This window comes from Siphonobacter sp. (assembly GCF_048595215.1).
In the GTDB taxonomy this organism is placed as follows: Bacteria; Bacteroidota; Bacteroidia; order Cytophagales; family Spirosomataceae; genus Siphonobacter.
In genome coordinates this window covers 49,832-72,509 of record NZ_JBMDWJ010000320.1, presented here as the reverse complement: position 1 = coordinate 72,509, position 22,678 = coordinate 49,832, and the positions used below count along the sequence as shown (strand labels likewise).

Annotated in this window: 17 protein-coding genes; 4 read left to right on the top strand and 13 right to left on the bottom strand. The window is 49.1% G+C overall.

What is annotated here, in order from left to right:
• Positions 1 to 381 precede the first annotated feature (381 nt).
• Positions 382 to 1,008, top strand: coding sequence for a DUF4190 domain-containing protein (locus ACOJTG_RS20005; RefSeq protein WP_420155437.1), 627 nt, complete (start codon positions 382 to 384; stop codon positions 1,006 to 1,008).
• 78 nt (positions 1,009 to 1,086) lie between these two features.
• Here ACOJTG_RS20005 and ACOJTG_RS20000 read toward each other — a convergent pair whose 3' ends face one another.
• The 5 genes from ACOJTG_RS20000 to ACOJTG_RS19980 form a co-directional block, all read right to left on the bottom strand.
• Positions 1,087 to 2,274 carry an efflux RND transporter periplasmic adaptor subunit gene (locus ACOJTG_RS20000; RefSeq protein ID WP_420155436.1) on the bottom strand — a complete coding sequence of 396 codons (1,188 nt, stop codon included), beginning with the start codon at positions 2,272 to 2,274 and terminating at the stop codon, positions 1,087 to 1,089.
• Between the two features lie 3 nt (positions 2,275 to 2,277).
• Positions 2,278 to 6,681 (bottom strand): CusA/CzcA family heavy metal efflux RND transporter, encoded by a 4,404-nt coding sequence (locus ACOJTG_RS19995; protein ID WP_420155435.1) that lies wholly within the window; start codon positions 6,679 to 6,681, stop codon positions 2,278 to 2,280.
• A gap of 104 nt (positions 6,682 to 6,785) precedes the next feature.
• Positions 6,786 to 7,052 carry a hypothetical protein gene (locus ACOJTG_RS19990; protein WP_420155434.1) on the bottom strand — a complete coding sequence of 89 codons (267 nt, stop codon included), beginning with the start codon at positions 7,050 to 7,052 and terminating at the stop codon, positions 6,786 to 6,788.
• A 352-nt stretch (positions 7,053 to 7,404) separates the two neighbouring features.
• Positions 7,405 to 9,663 carry a bifunctional alpha,alpha-trehalose-phosphate synthase (UDP-forming)/trehalose-phosphatase gene (locus ACOJTG_RS19985; protein WP_420155433.1) on the bottom strand — a complete coding sequence of 753 codons (2,259 nt, stop codon included), beginning with the start codon at positions 9,661 to 9,663 and terminating at the stop codon, positions 7,405 to 7,407.
• A gap of 288 nt (positions 9,664 to 9,951) precedes the next feature.
• Positions 9,952 to 10,113 carry a hypothetical protein gene (locus tag ACOJTG_RS19980; RefSeq protein ID WP_420155432.1) on the bottom strand — a complete coding sequence of 54 codons (162 nt, stop codon included), beginning with the start codon at positions 10,111 to 10,113 and terminating at the stop codon, positions 9,952 to 9,954.
• Positions 10,114 to 10,355: 242 nt separating this feature from the next.
• On the opposite strand from ACOJTG_RS19980, the gene ACOJTG_RS19975 reads away from it, so the two are divergent.
• Together ACOJTG_RS19975 and ACOJTG_RS19970 are read left to right on the top strand one after the other, a co-directional pair.
• A complete protein-coding gene (locus ACOJTG_RS19975) occupies positions 10,356 to 10,655 on the top strand; it encodes a DUF952 domain-containing protein (RefSeq protein ID WP_420155431.1) in 300 nt (99 codons plus the stop codon).
• A gap of 45 nt (positions 10,656 to 10,700) precedes the next feature.
• Positions 10,701 to 11,819 carry a Gfo/Idh/MocA family protein gene (locus tag ACOJTG_RS19970; protein ID WP_420155430.1) on the top strand — a complete coding sequence of 373 codons (1,119 nt, stop codon included), beginning with the start codon at positions 10,701 to 10,703 and terminating at the stop codon, positions 11,817 to 11,819.
• A 72-nt stretch (positions 11,820 to 11,891) separates the two neighbouring features.
• Here the strand turns inward: ACOJTG_RS19970 and ACOJTG_RS19965 are convergent, their stop codons facing one another.
• Positions 11,892 to 12,971 carry an alkene reductase gene (locus ACOJTG_RS19965; protein WP_420155429.1) on the bottom strand — a complete coding sequence of 360 codons (1,080 nt, stop codon included), beginning with the start codon at positions 12,969 to 12,971 and terminating at the stop codon, positions 11,892 to 11,894.
• 109 nt (positions 12,972 to 13,080) lie between these two features.
• On the opposite strand from ACOJTG_RS19965, the gene ACOJTG_RS19960 reads away from it, so the two are divergent.
• Positions 13,081 to 13,581, top strand: a complete 501-nt coding sequence (locus ACOJTG_RS19960; RefSeq protein ID WP_420155428.1) for a GNAT family N-acetyltransferase — start codon at positions 13,081 to 13,083, stop codon at positions 13,579 to 13,581.
• A 14-nt stretch (positions 13,582 to 13,595) separates the two neighbouring features.
• On the opposite strand, the gene ACOJTG_RS19955 is transcribed toward ACOJTG_RS19960, so the two are convergent.
• The 7 genes from ACOJTG_RS19955 to ACOJTG_RS19925 all read right to left on the bottom strand — a co-directional run bounded on the left by ACOJTG_RS19955 (position 13,596) and on the right by ACOJTG_RS19925 (position 22,644).
• Positions 13,596 to 14,186, bottom strand: a complete 591-nt coding sequence (locus tag ACOJTG_RS19955) for a cytochrome c oxidase subunit 3 (RefSeq protein WP_420155427.1) — start codon at positions 14,184 to 14,186, stop codon at positions 13,596 to 13,598.
• Positions 14,187 to 14,304: 118 nt separating this feature from the next.
• Positions 14,305 to 15,108: a 4-(cytidine 5'-diphospho)-2-C-methyl-D-erythritol kinase gene (ispE, locus tag ACOJTG_RS19950; protein ID WP_420155426.1), complete on the bottom strand. Its 804-nt coding sequence runs from the start codon at positions 15,106 to 15,108 to the stop codon at positions 14,305 to 14,307.
• Positions 15,109 to 15,130: 22 nt separating this feature from the next.
• Entirely contained in the window at positions 15,131 to 15,256 is a 126-nt protein-coding gene (locus ACOJTG_RS19945) for a hypothetical protein (RefSeq protein WP_420155425.1), read from the bottom strand.
• On the bottom strand, positions 15,253 to 15,897 hold the full coding sequence (locus ACOJTG_RS19940; RefSeq protein ID WP_233207810.1) for an OmpA/MotB family protein: 645 nt from the start codon (positions 15,895 to 15,897) through the stop codon (positions 15,253 to 15,255). The genes ACOJTG_RS19945 and ACOJTG_RS19940 overlap by 4 nt, the downstream gene beginning before the upstream one ends.
• A 131-nt stretch (positions 15,898 to 16,028) precedes the next feature.
• On the bottom strand, positions 16,029 to 17,624 hold the full coding sequence (locus tag ACOJTG_RS19935) for a hypothetical protein (RefSeq protein ID WP_420155424.1): 1,596 nt from the start codon (positions 17,622 to 17,624) through the stop codon (positions 16,029 to 16,031).
• Positions 17,625 to 17,716: 92 nt separating this feature from the next.
• Positions 17,717 to 19,009 (bottom strand): hypothetical protein, encoded by a 1,293-nt coding sequence (locus tag ACOJTG_RS19930; protein WP_420155423.1) that lies wholly within the window; start codon positions 19,007 to 19,009, stop codon positions 17,717 to 17,719.
• 71 nt (positions 19,010 to 19,080) lie between these two features.
• Positions 19,081 to 22,644: a hypothetical protein gene (locus tag ACOJTG_RS19925; protein WP_420155422.1), complete on the bottom strand. Its 3,564-nt coding sequence runs from the start codon at positions 22,642 to 22,644 to the stop codon at positions 19,081 to 19,083.
• Between the last annotated feature and the right edge of the window lie 34 nt (positions 22,645 to 22,678).

Below are 22,678 nucleotides of genomic sequence, written 5' to 3'. Positions count from 1 at the left end.
AGACTTATACATTAAGCACGCTTACAATCTTTTCTATTTATAGTTGCTTCACCTTTCCTGCGTATATTCTAAATTCAACGACTTTCTTTAACAAGAGCTTATTTTTAGCTTCATTACCTACTTCTTATTCACCTAAAGTCACTTGATTATTAGCGTCCATACGGCTGGTGGAGTAAAACCATTGTTCCTTCTACTACTCTGTGTATAAAGAATTCTTCTAAATGTTAGGGCTACTAGTCTGATCCAAAGACCAGCATTAACTATCCTAGTTTCAACATGCTTCGCTCTTTTCTTTTTTTAGTAAAACTCAACTAGGAAATCAAGTATATTCTTTTCATTTTCGCTCGACTTTACTGATTAATCCACCATTCTCCATCATCTATGAAACAATTATTTACCTTGATTTTACTTAGTCTATTTGCGTTAACCTCCTGTCAAAAAACCACCTACACGTACTTCGCCAAATCTACCGCACCGCGTATTGAACGTAAGAAAGTTGCTACGAAGCCTGACACTACGACTACGCCGCTGATTCCTAAAAAAGAATTACTGGCTTCGGCCATTCCTGTTCTTTCAGCGGTTCCTAGTCTGGTAACTTCTACCCCATCCCATGCAGTGACATCAGCCAAAGCTTTTACCAGTCAGCCTACTAAGGTTGAGTTTCGTCAACGGTTACTGACGAAAATGGTTACCAAGAAGATTCAAAAGCTTCAGACTAAAGCGAAGCGTACGGCTGATTCCCGGCGTACGGAGCCTATTTCCGTCGTTTCTTTCATTGCGGGAATTCTGGTTTTGCTAGACGTCTTATTGATCGGTAGCGGGCTTTTATTTTTACTGGGAACGATTGTCGCTATTGTCTTTGGTTTTGTCGGATTAAGTAAGATTAATCGTCATAGCTCTGAATATAAAGGTCGTGGATTCGCCGTTACGGGCTTATCTCTTGGCTTTTTGGGCCTATTACTGGTCATCATCGCCTTAATCGCTTTATCTACGTTTTCATTCTCCTGATTGCGTGGCTGATTCAATTCAACCAACAAAAAGCGGCCCCAGAAGAGCCGCTTTTTTAATAGCACATTACCTAATTCTTTACTCGTTTTTCTTGCGTTCAGCTTCCAATGCCAGTATGTTTTTATAGGCAACCTTAATCGTATTCGGTACCTTTTCAAGCACTTTCACCTGTACATAATCTTCGCCTTCATTTTGGATTTCTACCTTCAACTTCCGTAAAGGAATCTTGGCGGCTTGTGGCTGACTGGTACCGAAAATGTACGTGCCTTCTCCATCATCCAGAATGGCAGTGCGTGGCAGTGTATTCGAACTTTTCCGCTCGCTGGCTCCTACAATTTTCGCCCGAACGTTCATATCCGAGAAAATGATGTCATTCGTATGCGGACGTTTGAAGTTCACGTACAGCGTAATCGCTCCGTTTTCGGCATCCAACGCACGGGCTACACTGGCGACGGTTCCCTGCACAGCTCCAATTTCCGAGTTTGGGAAGGTCAGCTCCACTTTTTGTCCAACCTGAATTAACTCCGCGTCCTTCTCGTACACGTATACGTTTGCCTGTAATTGTTCGGTATTCAGAATATCTACCAGTGGATCGGTAGGCGTCGCCAGCTTACCCAGATTTTGGTGTACTTTATAAATTGAGCCGCTAATGGGAGCACGAATAATGAGTTCGGGCGAGACGACGGCTTTACGAATGTCATTAAGCTGAGTGGCATTGAAGTCCAGCAGAGCCAATTTGGCTTTGAAGGCCTTTTCCCGTCCAATGGCCGCATTCAATTTTGCTTCCGTAGCCTGATAATCAGCGAGTACCCCGACGTTACTTTTCCGTAATTCAGCCTGACGATTGAATTCAATTTCCAGGAAGTCAGCTTCACTTTTCGCCGTGATGTACTGATTTTTTAGCTCCAGAAACTCCCCACTGGTCAGTTTCATCAATGGTTGTCCTTTCTTCACAAACTGGCCTTCCCGCACGTAAATCTGGTCGACGTGGCCTTCCACTTCACTGTGTACTTCGGATCGGCTATCCGGGAACAGTTTAATCTTTCCGTTGGCATTAATGACTGGACGAAGCTGCCGATCTTCGAAGCCCGTCAGATCAACGTTAACCGATTCGAGTTGCTTCATCGACAACTGTAAAGAATCCGCACTCACGCTTACCTGAGCCGGTTTTTCTTCCGCCTTGGATTCTGCGTCACTATCTGAACAACTAGTTAGAAAGCCACTCAGGCCCAGCAGGGCCAATAGGGGCAAAAAGGTCTTTTTCATGGGTTATTCTCCTTTCAGGTATTGAATGGTGATGATCGAGTTATTGTAATTCCGGACAACATCCAGGTATTCAGCCCGGATCTGGAACGCCTGCTGTAGGTTCAGCAGAAAGTTGTAGTAGCCAATGCTGCCCAGCCGGTAACTATCCTGAGCGGCTTTGACGATTTCATCCGCCTGATTGAGAGCGAATGTTTCGTAGTAATCCAGCGACTCCTGATAGGTCCGGTAGTCTGAAGCCGCTTTATCGAAGGCTCCCCGCAGTTCGTAGCCACTCAGCGAAATCTGTTGCTGAGCAATTTCAATATCCTTGCGGGCTCCCGCCTGACGGGAACGGTACTGCCACTGCCAGAGCGGTACCGTCAGGCCAAACTCCCACCGGAAAGTCACGGGTGTTTCCCGGCTTCCCTGGTTCATGTAGCCAAATGAAATACCCGGCAATTGCCGACTTTTTTCGACTTGCAGTAACTTTTCGTTGTACCGACGATTTTCTTCGAAATACGCCACCCGCGGGTTGGAAGAAAAAGAGGTATCCGCCGCTGAAATAGTCGCACCGTAATTGATTCGCTTGAAATCTCCCTTGACTGTTCGTGTACTATCAGGAGCCAACCCCGTCAGAATCCAGAGTTGGATACGGGCTCCGCGAAGCCGGGCTCGCGACTGTTTCAAATAGATCTGGTTTTCGCGGTATTGAGACTCGGCGTTTAGCCGTTCGATCCGTGAAATCTGTCCGACATTCAGTCGTACGTCCGTCACCCGAACGAAGTTCGAAAGCAGACTATCCTGCTTTTCGAAGTTCTGGATCACTCGCTCGTAGTACAGAATGTCGTTAAACACCGAGCGAACCTGATACGAGAGTTCGTTAAACGTCACGTTTTTTTCCGCCTGATTGACTTTTACCAGTTGCCGCTGAGCTTTTCGCTGGTTACTGTATACCGTAGGAAATTGAATAGCTTGCAGAAATCCCAACCGATAGTTCTCGCCACTCGGAGCCTGCGTGTAAATACGGGGCGGCTCAATATTGAGCGTTGCGGGCAGAAGTACTTGCTCCCGTTCAATTCGCAGATCGGCCAAACGCGTCTGGGGATTGTGCTGTCTGGTTAAGTTCAGAGCCTGATCCAGCGTCAGCTCACGTACGTCTTCTACGGATCCTACTTCGGGTTTCGTTGGGATGGCCTGATTGGGGGTAATCTGAGCTGTAGCGGCCAGTAAGCTCGTGGCGAGTAGCAATACGATTGTGCTTGTAATGGGGACAGCTTTAGCTTTTACACCACCCGTTAAGCCTCCTTTTTTCGGCTTTCCAGCGAACATGGCGTACAAAATTGGTAAGACAATGAGGGTCAGTACCGTAGCGGTCAGCAGACCTCCAATCACCACCGTTGCCAGGGGCTTCTGTACTTCTGAGCCTACACTGGTTGACAAGGCCATGGGCATAAAGCCGAGTGCCGCCACAAACGAAGTCATCAGTACCGGGCGGAAGCGTTCTTCGATCCCTTTCAGTACCCGTTCGTTCGGGTCGTCAATCCCTTCATCGCCCAAAGCATTGAAGTGACTGACTAACAAAATTCCATTCAATACCGCTACCCCAAACAGAGCGATAAAGCCAACTCCGGCGGAAATACTGAAGTTCATATCCCGAATCAGTAGCGAAAATACCCCTCCCACCGCCGACAAGGGTACTACGGCGTAGATCAGGAAGCTGTCGCGGAAATTGCGGAAGGTCAGATATAACAGGCCGAAGATGACGAGTAGGGCAATGGGTACGACAATCGAAAGTCGGTCTTTCGCCCGTCCGAAGTTCTCGAAGTCACCCCCGTAGTTGATGTCGTATCCCTTGGGGAGTTTTACTTTGGCGTCCACCTGTTTGATCACGTCGCTTACCACCGACTGCAAGTCACGACCCCGGACGTTAAAGCCCAGGTTTACGACCCGTTTCATGTTTTCGTGTACAATCTCCGAAGGCCCAATGGTCTCTGAGATGGTGGCAATGTCCCGTAATGGGATCGGGTTATTATTCTGATCGTTAATGAGCAGGTTCTCAATATTTTCGGGACGCGTCCGGTCTTCGCCCGTCAGTCGAAGCGTTACATCAAAACGACGATCATCTTCGTACACCACACCCGCCGTTGCTCCCCCGAAAGCCATCTGAATGGCCCGGTTTACCTGTTCAACCTTGATTCCGTATACGGCCATCCGCTGACGGTCGTAGTGAATATTCAACTGCGGCAGACCAAATACCTTACTCCCTTTCACGTCTACGGCTCCGGGTACATTGCGTACGATCTGAATGATCTGCTTGGTTTTCTTTACCAGCGTATCCAGGTCTGTTCCGTATAATTGCACGACGACCTGCGTCCGGGCTCCGGAAATCATATCGTTGACCCGGCTTTCGATGGGTTGCGAAATGGCGTAGAGCGGACCGGGGAACTGCGACATGTACTCGTTCATTTTAATCGCCAGTTCCTGCTGATTAGTCGCCTTGGTCCAGTGCTTTTTGTCCTTCAGTTCGACGTACACTTCCTGGGATTCCAGCGGCAGTGGGTCAACTTTTACCTCGGACGTACCAATTTTTGATACGACTCCTTCGACCTCATCCGGAAATTCTTTCATAATACCAGCCTGGAAAATCTGGCTCTGGCGAATCGATTCTGTCAGTGGTGTACCCACGGGCAAATCCATATCCACGACCATGTCGCCTTCCTGAATCTGCGGCATAAACTCACCCCCGATTTTCCCAAAACCGATGATCCCGGCAGTCAGTACCGCCAGGGCAAACAGAATCACCGCCCACTTCACGCGTAAGCCTGCCCGTACTACGGGACGCAGACCTTTGAGGAAAAACTGTACGATTTTTTCCGAGAAGCCATCGTGGTGTGCCGACTTCGGTGGCCGCAACATGACGGCACACATCATCGGTACGTAGGTAACCGCCAGTAACAAGGCCCCTATGATGGCAAAGGCTACCGTTTTGGCCATCGGCGAGAACATTTTGCCCTCAATCCCCTGCAACGTCAGAATGGGAACGTATACGATAAGGATGATCAATCCACCGAAAATCACCGATTTTTTTACTTCCGCCGCCGCTGAAATAACAACTTCCTGTCGATCGGCGAAAGTCATTTTCTTGCCTTGAAATTTACTCATACGCAGGGCCAGGAAAAGTACGGCGGACTCCACAACAATGATCGCCGGATCGACCAGCAGACCAAAGTCAATCGCTCCCAAACTCATCACGTTTCCAACCACTCCAAATTCCTTCATCCAGATAAAGGCAAAGAGCATGGCCAGCGGAATAACCGAAGCCGCGAGCAAACTAGCCCGCCAATTGCCCAGGAAGATCAGAATGACAATCATGACAATGATGGCCCCTTCCACGAGGTTTTTCGCTACCGTTGCAATGGCGGCGTTCACCAGTTTCGAGCGATCCAAGAAGGGCTCGATGGTGAGTCCGGGGGGTAATTCTTTCTGAATTTCGGCGAAACGCTCTTTCAAACGGGAAATCACTTCGTTTCCATTCGCCCCTTTCATCATCAAAATGGAGCCCCCTACGACTTCGCCCTCACCATTGTTGGATAAAGCTCCGAAACGTAAGGCGTGGCCAAATTCCACATCGGCTACGTCTTTTACCAGAATGGGTACACTTCCGTTTTTCTTCACCACGGCATTGGCAATGTCTTCGAGTGAAGCGGCCAGACCAATACCTCGGATGGTGAATGCCTTGTTTTCCTTTTCGATGTAGGCACCGCCCGTATTGCTATTGCCCTTGTTCAGGGCTTCGTATAATTCATCTACCGTAACGCCCAGTGCCCGCATGCGGTCGGTTTTGATCTGAGCCTGATATTCTTTGGCGTATCCTCCGTAACCACTTACGTCGGCTACGCCGGGCAAACCGAGTAATTTACGCCGTACGACCCAATCCTGGATGGTACGGATTTCGGTCAGCGTGTAGGGACTATTATTGAGGTCTTTCGGACGAATAACGTATTGAAAAATTTCGCCCAAACCCGTCGATACGGGTCCCAGGATGGGCGTACCGGCTCCTTCCGGAATTTCGGCCTGTACCTGCGTCAAGCGTTCAAATACCTGTTGGCGAGCCCAATAGATATCCGTATCATCCGTGAAAATCAGCTTTACTACGGATGAACCAAATTTGGAATAGGAACGCACTTCCGTTAATCCTGGAATATTGGCCATGGCCATTTCCAGGGGCGTAGTGATGTAACGTTCGATTTCGAGAGAAGATAAATTAGGGGAATTGGTAATTACGTCTACCTGCTGGTTGGTTACATCAGGTACTGCGTCAATGGGTAGTGTTTTTAACGAATAGCCACCCCAAATGGCCATTACCAGCACCAGAAGACCAATCGTAAACGGACTTCGGACGCTGAATGCGATAATTTTATCGATCATAGCGGTCAGGGATACAACAAGGACTGCCCTGTGTATCCATTGGTTTCAACAAGAAATAAGCAACTAGCCCAGCCAAGAATAGCTGAGAAATGGAAAGGAGGAAATCAGTCCAATTGCGGGGGTGGACTAATTAAAACGCCATCAATGGATTGGTAATGGCTGCAATACTGGAATAAACCAGCTTGTCTGAGAAGAATCAGCCAGAAACGCCGGGACTGCGTAGTTAACAAGGCAGCATCGAGGTGTTTAGAATCGGAAACGTGGTGGCTGTGTTCTTCCTGCGAATCGGTATCCCAGCGTTCGTCATCCGGTGTACTATCACTCTTCCAATACCGGATTTTTTTCTTACAATCCGGATCTTTGTCTGCCATAAAAGTAGAAGTATTTCTTTCTAAAGTACAATTATTTTCCACCCAGAAAGGTAAGGCATAGGCGGAGGTACCTAGTAGAAAAAATACCATCAAACAGAGATACATTCGCATTATAGTTCTGTTTGCCAACTTCTCTTTAACTAAAATCTGGCTATTAACTACTTCAAAGGAATTAAATTTTAATTAGAATTTCAAGTTATAAAGCGGATAAAATACAATTTCAAAAGGTATTTGCGACCAATCAGGGGATTTTAGATAGGTATTTGCTGGGGGTGTTAAACCGATTCGCGGAGGCACAAAAAAAATGGGGAGAGTTAGGCTCTTCCCATTTTTACTACCCACTGACGCTACCTTAAGCAGAAGCCAGATGCGGATTAGGTGTTAATTCTACATTGGGCGGTGTGTCCATACTGGTGAAGCGTTGCAGGAAACTCAAGACAGCTCCCGTATCCGGCAGACTGTAGCGAGCCAGCGTTTTCTGCTGCCCTACTTTAATCGTAATGGCCCGGTCAGCCAGTGTCCGGAACATGTCTTCATCGGTACGGTCATCGCCAATAGCCAGGATAAAATCATATTGATCATCCGAAGCTAAACGGCTGGCTACACTGCCTTTGTCTACTCCTGTCACCCGTACTTCTACAACTTTATTTCCATCAATCACTTGTAACTGATGGCCCGTCAAGCCGTGCAAGGTATCAATGAGCTCACGGGACTGAGCAAAACCCAGATCGGCTCCGGTATTGCGATAATGCCAAGCCAGGGAGTGCGTTTTTTCTTCCACAAAGGTACCCGGACAACGTTGTACGGCCAGATTCATGGCCTGTTGAATATTACTCCGCCATTCGGGTAGAAAGGCTTCTGGATTTTCCTGCCAGTTTCCATCGGGCAATCGTACCGCTGCTCCGTGTTCAGCAACCAGTTGAATCGAGAGCGATCCAAACCAGTTTTCCAGCGTCTTTTTATCCCGCCCACTAATAATTACAATGCGGTTTTGAGGAACGTTGGCCAGCTCACTCAACAGCTCGATCACTCGTTCACTGGGTCGGGCTAAATCGGGAAACTTAGCAAAGGGAACTAGCGTACCGTCGTAGTCCAGCAATAAAAGCCGCTTTTGGGCTTTCTGATAATTATCCATAAGTTCTTTGCGTAATGCCACATTCAGCAGGCGTACTTCCCACTGATTTTGCTGGGCTTTAGCATTAAATAATTGGGTTAAAAAATCATCCGCCCACTGGACCACGTCATATTCCCGAATACGGGTTTGCATGCGTTTGATTCGCTCAGCCTGCGTTTTAACGGGCATGGAAAGGGCTTCTTCAATGGCTAAAGCCATCCCCACCCGATCCGTAGGATTGATTAGTAAAGCCTCGCCTAATTCGGCGGCGGCTCCGGCTACTTCACTGAGAATCAATACGCCTTGTTCGTCCTGGCGGGAGGCGATAAACTCTTTGGCTACTAGATTCATACCATCCCGAATTGGGGTGATTAATGCCACATCGCAGGCCGTATAGTATGCACAGAGTTGTTCAAAGGAAAGACTACGATACTGGTAAACCAGCGGTTGCCAACTAACCGTAGCAAAACGTCCGTTGATGCGACCGATGTTTTCTTCGATCATCTGCTTCCGTTCCCCGTACGAAGTGATTTCGCTACGGGAGGGGACTACGACCATGACAAAGTTGATCTTACCGTGCCACTCCGGGTGGTTTTCCAGGAATTTCTCGTATCCCTGTAAGCGGTTCAAAACGCCTTTCGTATAGTCGAGTCGATCCACCGAAAAGAGAAGTTTGTTTCCCTGTAACTGCTGATGAATGGCTTCCCGCTCGGCAACAACTCCGGGCAGACGATAAGAGGAGTTGAACCGATCGTAGTCAATACTAATGGGGAAGAGATCGACGCGTACCGGGCGGTTGGGAATCTGCACAAAACGTAGTTTGCTTTCAATGCCTAAGAGACGTTGAACTGATTTCTCGAAATGCTGTACGTAATCGTTGGTATGGAACCCAATAAGGTCGGCTCCCAGCATTCCTTGTAATAATCCTTCCCGCCAGCGGTTGGGCAACATGCGATAAACCTCAAACGATGGAAAAGGAATGTGCAGGAAGAAACCGATAGTTGCTTCCGGGCAACGCTCCCGTAGCATGGCCGGTAATAACATCAAGTGGTAATCCTGTACCCATAAGACATCATCGGGTTGATATAATTCGGCTAGGCGATCCGCAAACACGGTATTTGCCTGTTGATACGCTTGCCAATTGGGTTCTTTGAATTCGGCGAATGATGGAAAATAATGGAACAGTGGCCAGATGGTTGAATTGGAAAGACCGTTGTAAAAACCATCATTTACATCATCATCGAGCCAAAGTGGCTCAATTTTAAACGTTCCAGTCGAACGTTTGCTTTGTTGAAATTCTTCCCAAAGCTCGCGACTAAAATCAGCGTTGCCCACCCATACTACTTCTTCGGGTTCAAAGGAAGAACGGTCCTGAGCTTGTATATAGCTTTTTAGTGCGGTAGCCAAGCCCCCCGCACTTTCCAGCAATTGTACGGTTGATTCCTGCCGTACTAACTGAATAGGTAATCGATTGGAAATTATGAAAAGTCGTTTCATAGAGTTCGGTGGCAGATTCATAGGCATTCCTTACAAAAACCCGCCCTAGGAGTGAAGAAACGGCTGGGCTGGGGAAAAACGAGGAATAGACTTCCAGTTTTTCCAGACATTGAGCGACGACAGTCTCCCCGAGGAATGCATGCTTAACCGTTTAGAAAAACAGGTATACGCATTTAAAAAGGGGAAGAGAACCGCGAACGCAACGGCTCGTTTCAAAAAGTAAAAGTGTCCTTCCGATGAAAAAAATCGTCTAGTTCGGACCCAATAGGAAGCAAAAGAAGGAAGCCGCTAAGCGATTCCTCCCATAATAAGCAGGTAAGCAATTCCGGCGACTAAGGTACCAATGCCGAGCAAAGGAGCATTTTCGAAATTCGGTAACAAGCGAAGATGACGTAATTTGCGACGGCGGAGCCTTGACCAGGCTAATACATGAATGGGTTCTACTATCATGGTCTAACTGGTTTGGTGCTGAACAAACGTAGGCATGAAGCCTTAGGCTGAGCTTAACGAATCATTAAAAACTACTTAAGACGTCAAGCAGGCATTCCAGATTATATAATAATTAATGAATAGTTATATAAAAACTTAGGAATACCATGCCACACTATACGTCATCCGTCAAAAAATAAAACTTTATACAATCGGCTGGTTTCGTACCTCTTTCGGTATCCAGCCTTACATCTTTACTGCTTATGTTATATCACGTTGTTCAGCCAGCCTATTGGTCAGCTCTGGAGGAAGCCACTCCCTACACCCCCGAAACCTTTGCGGAAGAAGGGTTTATTCACCTGAGTACGCAGGAACAGGTAGCGGGTGTACTCGAACGCTATTACGCGGGTGTACGACCTTTACTGCTATTACACCTGGACGAAACCCGGTTTTCAGCCCCCTTACGCTACGAAGCCTCTACCGGGGGCGAACTCTTCCCTCATCTGTACGGTCCCCTCAACCGGGATGCGATTGTACAGATTGAGACCTTGCCAGAGGTTTAGCGGTACAGGTTTTTTGGGATTAAGACTGAAACAACCTTCCAGTCAATGCAATCGCTTCCCTACGAAACTCTCCGCCTCGGCGTTATTGGCATGGGCGGGTTTGGGCTATTTGCTACCCAACACTTCCTACAGGTTTCTGATACTCAACTCATTGCTATTGCCGGAACCTTTCGCGAACAAGCGAAGCAAGCCGCTCGCCGGTTCAAAGCCGATTTGCTGGAAACACCCGAAGAATTAGCAACCCGTACGGATGTAGATGTCATCTATCTGGCCACGCCTCCTTCCCTGCACTACGAACAGGCCATGCTTTGTCTGCGAAACGGCAAGCACGTCATTTGTGAAAAACCGCTAGCAATTACCCCCGACCAGGGACGCGAAATGCTGGCACTCGCCAAAGAACGGGGTCTGGTCATTATTACCAATCTGATGCAGCGGTACAACCCCATGATTGGCCGGGTTCAACAGATCATTAAGCGTAATTTACTGGGAAAACCCATTCACGGCTTTTTTGAAAACTACGCCAGCGATGAAGGTTTGGCTCCTACCCACTGGTTCTGGAATCGAGAGATTAGTGGCGGTATTTTTATCGAACACGCCGTTCACTTTTTCGATTTGTTCGAATACTGGCTGGGAGCCGGAACGGTCGTGGCCGCCCAACGGGTCTTACGGCCCGAAAGCGGTATTGAAGAACAGGTACAGGCGATTGTGAAATACGAAAACGACATACTCGTTAATTTTTACCACGGCTTCACGCAGCCGGGCCGCTTGGACCGTCAGGAATTACGAATCGTATTTGAGCACGGAGACATTACGCTTGAAGAATGGGTACCTACCCGACTGACGTTGCGGGGCATTGTCAACGAAGAACAAACCCAGCAGCTACTCGACATTTTCCCGGGAGCCCGACTGGATATTTCAGCCTCGTACGGCGGCCCGGATCGGCAACAGCGGGGTCGACATAAAGACATTGAAGCGTTCCAGAAAATAGAGCTTCATTTCGGGGATGAAACCAACAAGCAACACCTCTACGGGGATTTGCTCCGGGATTTCTTCACCGAGCAATCGGACTATCTACGGGGTCGCGTTACCAAGCGAAAAAGTACGGAAGAAAACGGCTTACGTTCCCTCGAATTAGCGTATCAGGCCAGTCAGATGGCCCAATAGTCAAGAAAAAGCCCCGAACACTCAAAAGGTTCGGGGCTTTTTATAGCATTGCTTACGACGAAGGGCGTTACGCTATTCTTCATCCAGTTTCGGATAGTCGGTGTACCCTTTTTCACCGGGCGAATAGAAGGTACTGGGATCGCCTTCCGCTAGCGGAGCTTCCTGTTCAAAACGCTCGGGTAAATCCGGATTCGCAATAAATGGGGTTCCAAATGAAATCAAATCCGCCGCTCCGTTTTGCAGGTCTTCTTCCGCCCGCTCCTTTGTATAACTCCGATTCAGAATCAGTATACCCGGAAAGACCTGCCGCACATACTGCCGGAGGGCGGTGTAACCTTCTCCTTCGCTTGCATTGATGAGGTGAATGTACGTGACATACTCGCCCAGCTGATCAGCCAAATACCGATAAATTTCATCGAATTCCGGCTGATAGGGCATATCGTTCATTTCACCGTACGGCGACAAACGAATGCCCACACGATCTTTTCCGATGGCTTCTGCTACCTGCCGGGCTACTTCCAAAGCAAAATGAGCGTATTTTTCGGTGGTTCCACCGTAAGCATCCGTCCGTTGGTTGGTCGTGGGACGAATGAACTGTTCGATCAGATACCCATTGGCTGCGTGTAGTTCAACGCCGTCAAAACCGGCAGTAATGGCATTGGTAGCCGCCTGTACAAATTCCAGGACGGCATCGTGCACTTCGCCTTCGGTCATGGCGTAGGGTACGGGATGGGCTTGCCCCCCTTCCTGATCCGTACGCATATTACCCTTAGCCCTTACCTCCGAGGGAGCAACAATTAAGGCTCCTTCGTGCATATTCAGGCGATGCGAAATACGTCCGGTATGCATGAGCTGTACGAAGATTTTCCCGCCGCGATCGTGTACAGCTTCCGTCACTTTTCGCCAGCCTAAAATCTGCTCTTCGTTCCAGATTCCGGGGATACGGGCATAGCCTTCCCCGTTGATGGAAGGACTGGTTCCTTCCGTAATAATCAGTCCCGCCGACGCCCGCTGAGCGTAGTACAGAGCCATATGTTCGGTAGGAATATGGTCGACACTGGCCCGGTTCCGCGTCATGGGAGCCATAACGATGCGATTATTCAGGCGTAAATCTCCCAGGGACAGGGGCGTAAACAAGCGTAAATCACTCATAAAAACGATAGGATTGTAAAAAGATCGGTCACGGGCTTATTCTTTGGAAATGAAGTAAAAAATCATTCTTTTACTTCATTTTTACGGTGGCATTTCACCCTGGTCTTTTATGAACATTCACATTCGAACGCTTATACCCGAAGACGAAATAGCTTTGGCATTCCTAGCTAATAACCGTGCGATTTATGATAATGTTCGAGATATTTTTCCGCATCCGTATACCCTTGATCACGCTCGGGCATGGATTGACTATGGCCGCAGTCAGCCGACGCTAAATGCCGCCATTACAGTCGATAATTGTTTTGCCGGTTGCGTAGGACTGATTCCGGGAACGGATATTCACCGGGTAAGTGCAGAAATTGGGTATTGGTTGGGCGAGCCTTTCTGGGGGAAAGGCATCATGACGACGGCTCTTGACTTATGGGTACAGCAGATCTGGCAGACGTTCCCAGAGGTACACCGCTTATGGGCGGGCGTTTTTGCGTTTAATACAACCTCAATGCGGGTACTGGAGAAAGTGGGTTTTGAGAAAGAAGCGGTTTTAAAACAGGCCATGATTAAAAATCAGGTAGTGGTTGACGAACACCTCTACAGTCTCCGCCGCTCCTGATTTTGGCATGATCGCTATCGCCGATGGTTATACACCATGAAGGCAAAGAGCAGAATCCAGAGGATATCGACAAAATGCCAGTACAGGGTCATTAGATTTAGCTTGAGCTGGTTGGGCGGATTGACGCTGTAGACGTACGCATCCAGGTATTTATGATTCCGAAGGGCTTCCCAGAAACTACGGGCCAGAAAGAAGAGTCCACCCAGAATGTGCAGCACGTGTAGGCCGGAAATCATATAGATAAAAGCCCCTGCTGGACTCTGCTGCATGGAGATGCCCCGGTGCAGCATTTCGTTCCATCCAATGATCTGCAGTACGACAAAGGTAATGCCCAGGGCCAGCGTCAGCCCGAGCATGATTCGGTAATTCAGAAAGTGTTCTTTTCTAAACGCGGTTTTAGCCGAATGAAGACTCACACTACTGAGAAGAATAACCGCGGTTGAAAGCCAGAAAATACGGGGCAGGGTGACATTATCCCAATCGCTATCGCCGTGCCGCCGTAGCATGTAAGCCAGCAGAACAAAAACAAAGATTAGCACACTCCCCAGCATAGCCAGGCGTAACATAAATCCAAAAGGCTCGCGGCGTTTACTAAGCCAGGTCATAGATTCAGATGGACGTTTTCGGGCCCCGGCTTTTAGCTGTTTGCGTTGGTCTCTCATGGGCATGTAAGAAATGGCGGTAACAAAACTGCCGATGTGCAACTAAAAACCGTTGACTCACTTATAATTTTCCCTGCCAAGTGGTAAGCTGTGGAAACAGAGCCTCTGGTACTTCTCCTTCAAAAATCCCGTACACGGTTGAACCCGATCCCGACATACTGGCATAAGCCGCCCCGGCTTCGTAAAGCTGGCGTTTGATTTGAGCGAGTTGGGGATACTTGGGAAATAACGACTGCTCAAAATCATTCGTTATGGATGCTTGCCAGGTATGAAGGGGTTGTTGTACTACCTGCGTCCATTGAGCCGGAGCCGGCCGTGGACGAATGCCCGCGTACGCTTCGGCAGTTGAACTATGGAGGTCTGGGTAAACCAATAGAATCGACTTTCCAGCTAAATTAAGCATGATTTCTGAAAACTCATCGCCTTTTCCAACGCAGAATTTTGCTTCGTTCCGAATGAAGAAGGCACAATCGCTGCCCAGCGGACGAGCGTACGCTTCGAGAGCTTCCGTACTGAGCTTCAGATCAAAAAGCGTATTAAGTACTTTCAGCGTAAACGCAGCGTCGGAAGAGCCGCCACCAAGTCCAGCCCCGATGGGTACTACTTTATGCAGGTGGATTCGTACGGGGGATAGATCGAAATCCTTTCGTAGCTGTTCATAGGCCCGCAAACACAGGTTGGTTGAGGCTTCACCCGGAATCGGCAAACCCGTACTTCGAAAGCTCGTTTCAGAAGCGGGAAGGATTTCGAGTACGTCACTCCAACCTACGGGTACAAACACGGACTCCAGGTTGTGGTACCCGTCCGAGCGTTTTTCGGTAATGTATAAGCCAAGGTTAATTTTGGCGTTGGGAAAAGCAACCATACTAGTTTTTAAACGAAGCCGGCTAGGGTTTCGGTTCTTCGGCTACCCGAACCGTATCGCGGTCGTGACGACGATTGCCACTTTTGGAACAACCGGCACAACTCATCAGCCCCAGGCCAAGTAATAGGAGTAAACAATAAAATTTCATAGCGATTTACCCACTTTTGAAGTGATCTGTATGGTAAACCGGCGATTAGCGTTTTCGTTCCGGGGATCGCGTGATTTCCCAAAATGGCCACTGCCCACAATCAGGACTTCGCAATTCTTGAATTGATCGAAGTTGATGCCGTTCTGCTTCCAGAAATCCACCAGAGCCAAGGCCCGGCGATAACTGAGTTCGTACCCATTCTGACGCCCGAAACTACTCTGCCAGTTGTCATTTGCTCGCTGGGCATTACCTTCAACTACAACCATATAACTGACGTCCGGGTTTTCTTTGGCTACGTTCTTGATTTTCCGGAACAGTACCTTGCCCGCTTCGAGCAAGCCATTGCGGGTACGGGCGTCAAGTTCGCTCATATCAGCCCGGTTGGGTTTGAAATTAACGTCCACCCCCAATCGAAATCGCTTATTGTTCTCATCGTAGCGAAAATAGGTTCCGTTCAGCTCCTGCAAAGCCCGCTCAATGGTCTGAATTTTCTGGTATTTCAGGGCATCGTTGATATACCCCTCCTCTTTTGACTTTAGAATAGCGACCGTCAGTACATACAGCACCAGCATGACGAAGAACAGACTCGTCATAAGATCGGTATAACTCGGCCAGAAAAAATCAGTATGTCTGGTTTTCAATGATTTGCTTGACTAGTAACGTTAAGAAGCTCGCCCCGATTTGTAATCGGGGTGGATTGGTTTCGCGTCTAAGACGCTTGACCAAAATGCCCCGATCATTCCGTAACAGTTATAAATCGGGGTAAGCGAGCTTAACTCTTTGTTGAGAACATGCGGCTCCAGGCTCCTTTTTCCATCCGCTTTACCATGCGTTCGATGAGTTGCAGGGTCTGGCCCTGCTGACGGCCTAAGGCTTCGAGTTGCTGACGAATCTGCTCCTGCCGCTGGGCGTTTTCTTTCTGGTACAGCTCGGCATTGCGTTCGAGCAGTTCCAGGTAATCGAGCTTGCTGAGTTTATCACGGTTTTGGGTGAAGTACTGATCCGTTGCGTTGATTTCCCGAATCTTGATGTCTTCGATGCTCTTCAACTGATCGTGGATAGTACGATCCAGTGCCCGCAGACTTTGATCGATCAAGTCATCGTACTGCCCTACTTTGTTATTGAAAGCCTGGCCATGCTGATCGAGTTGTTTGAAATGGCTCGTCAGGTATAGATACAGATCCTGTGATTGCTGGAGGCTTTTGGAAATCTGTACGGAAATATCTTCGACGTTCTGTGTACGTTCGACGATTTTCTGCGTATTATCCACCAGCCCATTCAGTTGATTGAGGTAGTACCCGAATTTCTCCAACGAATCCAGACTACTATCCAACTGACTCAGCACCTGAATATTAAAGCTGGCGACTCGATTCAAATCTACTTTTTGCAGGGTATCCAGAGCTTTTTGCTGGGCCATCAGCGACGCGTGGTTTTTATCCACCATGCCACTTAGCTCCTGAACATTATCCCGAAAGGTGGTACTAAAGTCCTGAATACTGCGGTTAAGCGTTGCGAAGATGCCCGCGTTCACGCCTTCGGAAAGGATGGGTAACAATTCCGTTTGGAGAAAAGAGAAAAAAACCTGTTTACGGCTTTCCAGCGTAGCTTTGGCATTGCGGAACGTCCAGGAATTAAGTACCGTCAGCAGCAGACCCGCTAAACTCGCCAGCATGGCAATTTTCACACCACCGATGAGGTTATTAACGCCTTCGCCCTGTAAAAAGCTGGCTGACCCTACGGCTGGCATGGCAAACAGACCGATCACAATACCCGCCATGGTACCCATCAGACCCAGGTACAGGGGAATGGGCATGGTCAGATTAATGCCTTCTTCTTCCGCATCCAGATTCCGTTCGGTAATGTCGCGTAACAAATTAAAATCCGCCAACGAGGTACGATTGCGGATCAGGTAGGTATTAATGCTTTCAAGAATTTTGCCAATGCCCTCGGTTTTATCCGTCGAGACAATCAGGGGCAACTCCAGCGTTTCGCGACCCGGATTCATGGTTTTGAAATTCCAGAGGTCCTGGCGGATTTGTTGTAATTCAGCCTCTGCTTCCGCCCGCATGACCTCGTGGAGATCTTTGGAAAGGAGTACGACTAGTTGATCTTCCCGACGGGTCAATTCTTCGAGTTGCAGATCGTTTACGTGCGTACGTTGCGAAAGACTCTCAATCTGTTTGAGTACTTCGGCGGTGGACAACTGTTCCAGATCCTGCCGCAGTATCCGATACCTCCGAAGGCTAAAGACGGAGCCTTCAGGAATTAATTCGCGAAATCGACTAATTCTACCCCGTGTATCCAGCCATACCCATCCCTGGGCTACCAGAATTCCGAGGATAATGACGATTTCTATTAGTTGGGTCATGTGGGATTTTCGTTTGATACCTAGGCTTTGGGGTAGTTAAGTGTAGGCACCAGAAGGTACTTGCACTTAACTACCCCAAACCCTCATCGCTTTTAATTTTCGAATCGAATGATTGCCTTGTATTGCAACTCCCAGCGATCCGAATCTACACTGGCTTTGGCTAGTTTTCCTTTGGCGACAGTGATAATCCGGCGGGCTCCGTACTCAATGCCTCCACCGTAATCACACACCGGATCCAGGAAGGTTTCCGGATACCGCAGGGCTTCGCTGACCAAACCTGGATCGTCCACGAATTCAAATTCCGCATCCAGCGGGCCCGTCAGACGTACCTGATATAGCGACTGGGAAGGATCAAACTGTGCTCCCCGAATATCCCGGAACGAGCCATCTTTGTTGGGCGTCGACAGATAGAATACCTCAAGTCCGCCCATAGTTACCGGAGCTGGAATCGCAGCAGGTTCTGGCATCGGTTCAGGCTCTACAGGTTCAGGAGCCGGAGCAAGGGGTGGTTGAGGTGGCTGGGGAGGCACTACTACGGGTTCGGGTTCTTTTACCAGTTCCGGTTCCTTCGCCGCTGCCGCCTGCAAACTCTGCATGTCCTGTAACCAGCGGTTGCGTTCGTTTTCGTTCTTCTGTTGAGCATCTTTTAGAGCTTTGTCGTACTCTTTCAGTGCTTTCTCGTATTCTTTGATTTTCTCAATCAACTGCGGTACCTGCTTTTCAAGTTGCTGCATTTTAATGTAACTCTGGCTCGCCTGACTTGAGGTATTCAGCATTTGCCGATCGATTCGCTCCCGTTTCTTTTTCTCGTCCAGGTAGAGATACCCCAGTCCGGCGGCAGCCAGTATGCTCACTCCCGAAATGATCCACCAAATCCAGGGCGAATCCCCTGATTTACTCGGCAAAACCGGAACGCCATCCATAGCCTCCCGAGCTACCGTGTCGGGCATCACTTCTGTCCCATCGGCTACCGTCGTATCGCCGCTGTCGATGATTTCGGATTCCATAATTTCGGTCCGCAGATTCGTTACAAAACTGCCCAGAGCTACCCGGGTTTTCAGGATCGACACCTTCTCACCCGTCTTCGGATCAGGTTCTTTCAGGTTCTCCAGTTCCGTAAGAATCTTATTGACTTTCGTCTTATCCTGGTCGGTCAACGGTCGGCTCAGGTACGGTTCCAGTTGACGCAGCACTACCGCCACACTGGGCGTAGCCTTGTTGTCCAGGAAAAAATCCATCAATTTTTTAAAGAAATCAGCGTAGGTAGCTTTGGTATTCACACCACCAGCTTCCTGAAACGTACTCTCTTTACGGGCCAAAGCCGTTTGGGCAAATCCGGAAACCGTCCAGAACAGGCACAAAACAAGAATGATGACTCGACGCATACGAAGATTCAAGGTTGGTTAAAACGCGGACCCTGGTATGGGCCCGCGTCGATAAAAATTTCCAAACGGCTCTAACTGGCCGCTTCCCAGGCTAACTGATTTAAAGCTCCCAGCAGAGGATAGAAAAAGAGCGTTTCTTCAACCGGACTGTTTAGGTTTTCGAGTGATTCCCGCCGCATTTCCCAGCCACTGTATACATTTTGCAGCAGATTTCGCAGGAGAATGTTCTTATACTGATCCAGTCGACCCTCGTTCACACCGAACTTTCCACTGAACGAAATCTCCAGACTAAAGAGCATATCCACAAACGCTTTCACTTCATCGGCTACGCCCTGTAGTACCTCCCCGTCAATGTGCTGATACGTATCGCCGCGTACCACGATGCGATCTTCTTTCGTACCCAGCAGAACGGTTTTGATGCGGTCCATCTGGGCTTCCAGCGTACCGTCGTCCTCACGGGAGAAGTTCAGGCCGGGCATTTTCAAGCCCCCCTTGCAAGTCGATTCCTTGGGCGAATTGCGTTCACGTACAATGTCGAGCCCATCGGCGTGGTAGGGAGCCTCGTATACCTTTTCGAAAATCAGCTTGGCCAGATCGGCCAGAGCTACATTTCGGGGTGTTAGAATGTCGAGCAATTTAGAACCCGTTCCACTAAAGGCAATATACCGGGGCATCTTCTTGTCTTTCGCCTTCATCAGACGGGCCAAGTGGTAGATTTGAGCCGTATAGAATACCAGCGGAACAATCTTGAGATCGGAGTCATTGGCAAGCCGGTCATTGAAATCGTAGGCCGCTTTTTCCCGTAAATCCAGGTTGTTTTTCAGCGAGAAATAGAACGCTACAATATCTTCCGAACGGTTATTCGCCTTAATCGACTCGTAAGCCCGGTGCAGGTTACTGAAATTAGCCGACAGGTGCGAGCTTACTTCCGGATCGTATTTCTTGACGAAGCCATTGCGAGCTGCGGCTCCATCCCGGGCAAAGCCGTCGCCGAATACGGCATTACCAGCAAAACGCACGGAAGTCAGCATATTCGGCTGGTTTCCTTCAAAAATAACGATGTCGGACGTTCCTCCACCAATATCAATCAGTGCCGTCGGGTAAATGTTAGAATCAATCGGTTGGCTGCTGCCACCTCCCCGGCTATACCAGTAAAAAGGAGCAATACTCTCGGGCACTTTCCGGGGCATTCGCTCGCGACTGATGGTTTCGGCGTACAGCTTGTTCCAGAGTCCTTCGAAATAATTCCGCTGGTTTTCAACCATACTCAAGGGGTAAAACCAGAGTAATTCGGTATGAGCCAAGTTCCCGCCGTTGATGAGTACTTTATTCCGGATCAACAGCAACAGCGATTGCAGAAAACCTTCAATCCGCTTCTGAGCCTTGATGTTTTTACTGAAATCGGACCATTTCAGGTTCGTTGAAATGGTATAGTCATCCTTGGGAATATTCCGCTTTTCGTACAGGAATCCAATATTAAAGTCCCCGAAGCCGAACAGATTTTCACCCGAGAAATTAGGTCGGTTTTCGATCAGAGCCGTCCGTTGTGGAAACTTGCAGAGATACGCTTCCCCCAGGTGTTCGGGCATCATTTCCTGCGGTACCAGTTCGGCAATGGGTATGGCCCGCGTACCGTTGAATGACCCATCCCGCTCTGGGAAAGTGGGGTCATGCAGGGTAGCAATCTGTACATCGTCGTCGATGGTAAAGGGCCGCGGTTGCCGATCGTCGGAGGTGGTAAACTCCACGTGCGTATTCGTAGTACCGAAATCGACGGCGAAGGTAAAGACCGTATCCTTCATTTCGCGTATTTCGAATTTCGGTAAAATGACGCCGCGATGGCCTGCCACTTCAACTGTAATTCGCTCAAAATCAGACTCTACAACGTGAACCTCTGATTTGGCACCCGTACCAATGTCCTTCTGACTACGCGGACGAACCCGGTTATCGGGTACGGGAATGATCTGGTTATTCTGATCGAAGAAACTGAGCTTGTATTCGTTCTTGAACGTCTGAGCCGACACATCCCGATCCACCAGATGCACCCGGTACATGGGTTTAAAATTAGCCAGTGGCGGACGTTTCATCTTGACGAAGGGGAATACCGTCATGCCAAATTGGTGCTCGGCAATGACGCCTTCGTTTTTCTCCTCGTTGGGTGATTTGGTCGGATCATCGTAGTACATCCGGGAGAGTTTCAGGGTCCGGCCCGTGGGTACTACTTTTTGTTGGGCAACGTCCCATTTCCCCAGCGGAATCTGTAAGGTCACGCGAACCGAACCACCCGCCCGTTCTTCCATCTGAATGTTGACTTCCCCACCCCGCATCAGATCCTGAGCGGAGAAAAATTCAAAGAAATCCGATTTCAGCGGTAGCAGGTAGCTCTTTTGTACATTCCGCAAACCACCGTCAAAGTACCGCTGGGAATGAATGGGGTAGACCAGCCGAATCAGGTGCGGTTCCAGGAAATCGCTGGTCGTCAGGTAGGGATAAAAATCCGCCTGACCGGGTAGTTGCCGCTGGTTGGTACGCCAGTCTTCGGCCACAAAATGCTTTACGTCAATCGTATCCCGCCAGGGAATCCGCGTGTACGGAATGGGTTCGAAGAAATCCCTGGACAGAATCATGGGAGCCGGTTTGCCCGTGTAGCGTTGTTTTTTGACGCCGTACTCATCCAGCTCTTCAGTCGGACTAATCAGGAAATGACTCAGGCCCTGAATGACTTCCGGTCCCGACGCCGCTTTCCGCATTTTGAAGGCGGGTCCCTGTCCCGTGGAAGCGAACTCAACGGTGTAGTTCGTATCGAATTCCAGCTCCGGGAAATCGGCATTCCAGGCTTCCTCCCGCAGGTTTTGGCCATTGGCTCCGATCCGCTGCCAGGTGTCGTAATTCCGGGTATGCAGCAGCTCCAGACTGCGGCTGAGATACTCGGAAACTTCGGGATACATTTCCCGGAAACCCGGCATAAAACGCTTCAATCCGTGCCAGAACACCTGGTACTCAATGTCGCGTTCGTGCAGAGGTACGGGATTGTTGCGGTCAAATACGCGATGATTTCCGAAGTGAATATCCACGAAATCTAAAGCGTTCGGAGCCGTAAAAAACAGCGTAGCCGGCGAAGTACCACCAATCACACCCGTTCCTTCGCGGCTCTGGTAATGCAGAATAAAGAGCTTACGCAAGCCTCCGAAGTTGTAACTGGAAGCGTCTTCGCGAAGGTACAGATCCAGAGCACTGCCCAGACGCTGGTGATTACGCGAGCCGTTTTGCAGCGTACGCAGAGCCTGTTCCCGGTCCCAGGTAATGATTCGGATCGGGCCACGGGGCGACTTGAATTTATCGTAATTGAAGAAGATTTCACCCACGTCGAAACAGGCCGAAACCAGCCGTTCGTCGTTCAGCGATCCTTTCAGGTCACTGCGTAAACTCAGATTACGGAACGCAGAGTTCACCAGATCAAAGCGGGCAAACGGACTGGGAATGGACGTCGGATCTTTCTCCGTATCACCCTTGGCCTTGTCCTGAATCGCCTCGATCAGATCGGTAGTATAGGGTTGCGATGTAAACCAGTGCCCATCAACCGAAGCCGAGCGGTCGTGCAGGTTTAGTTCGCGTTTTAATGACTGGTCTGACATAAGTTCAATGAATGAAGGAGTCTATGAAAAGAGC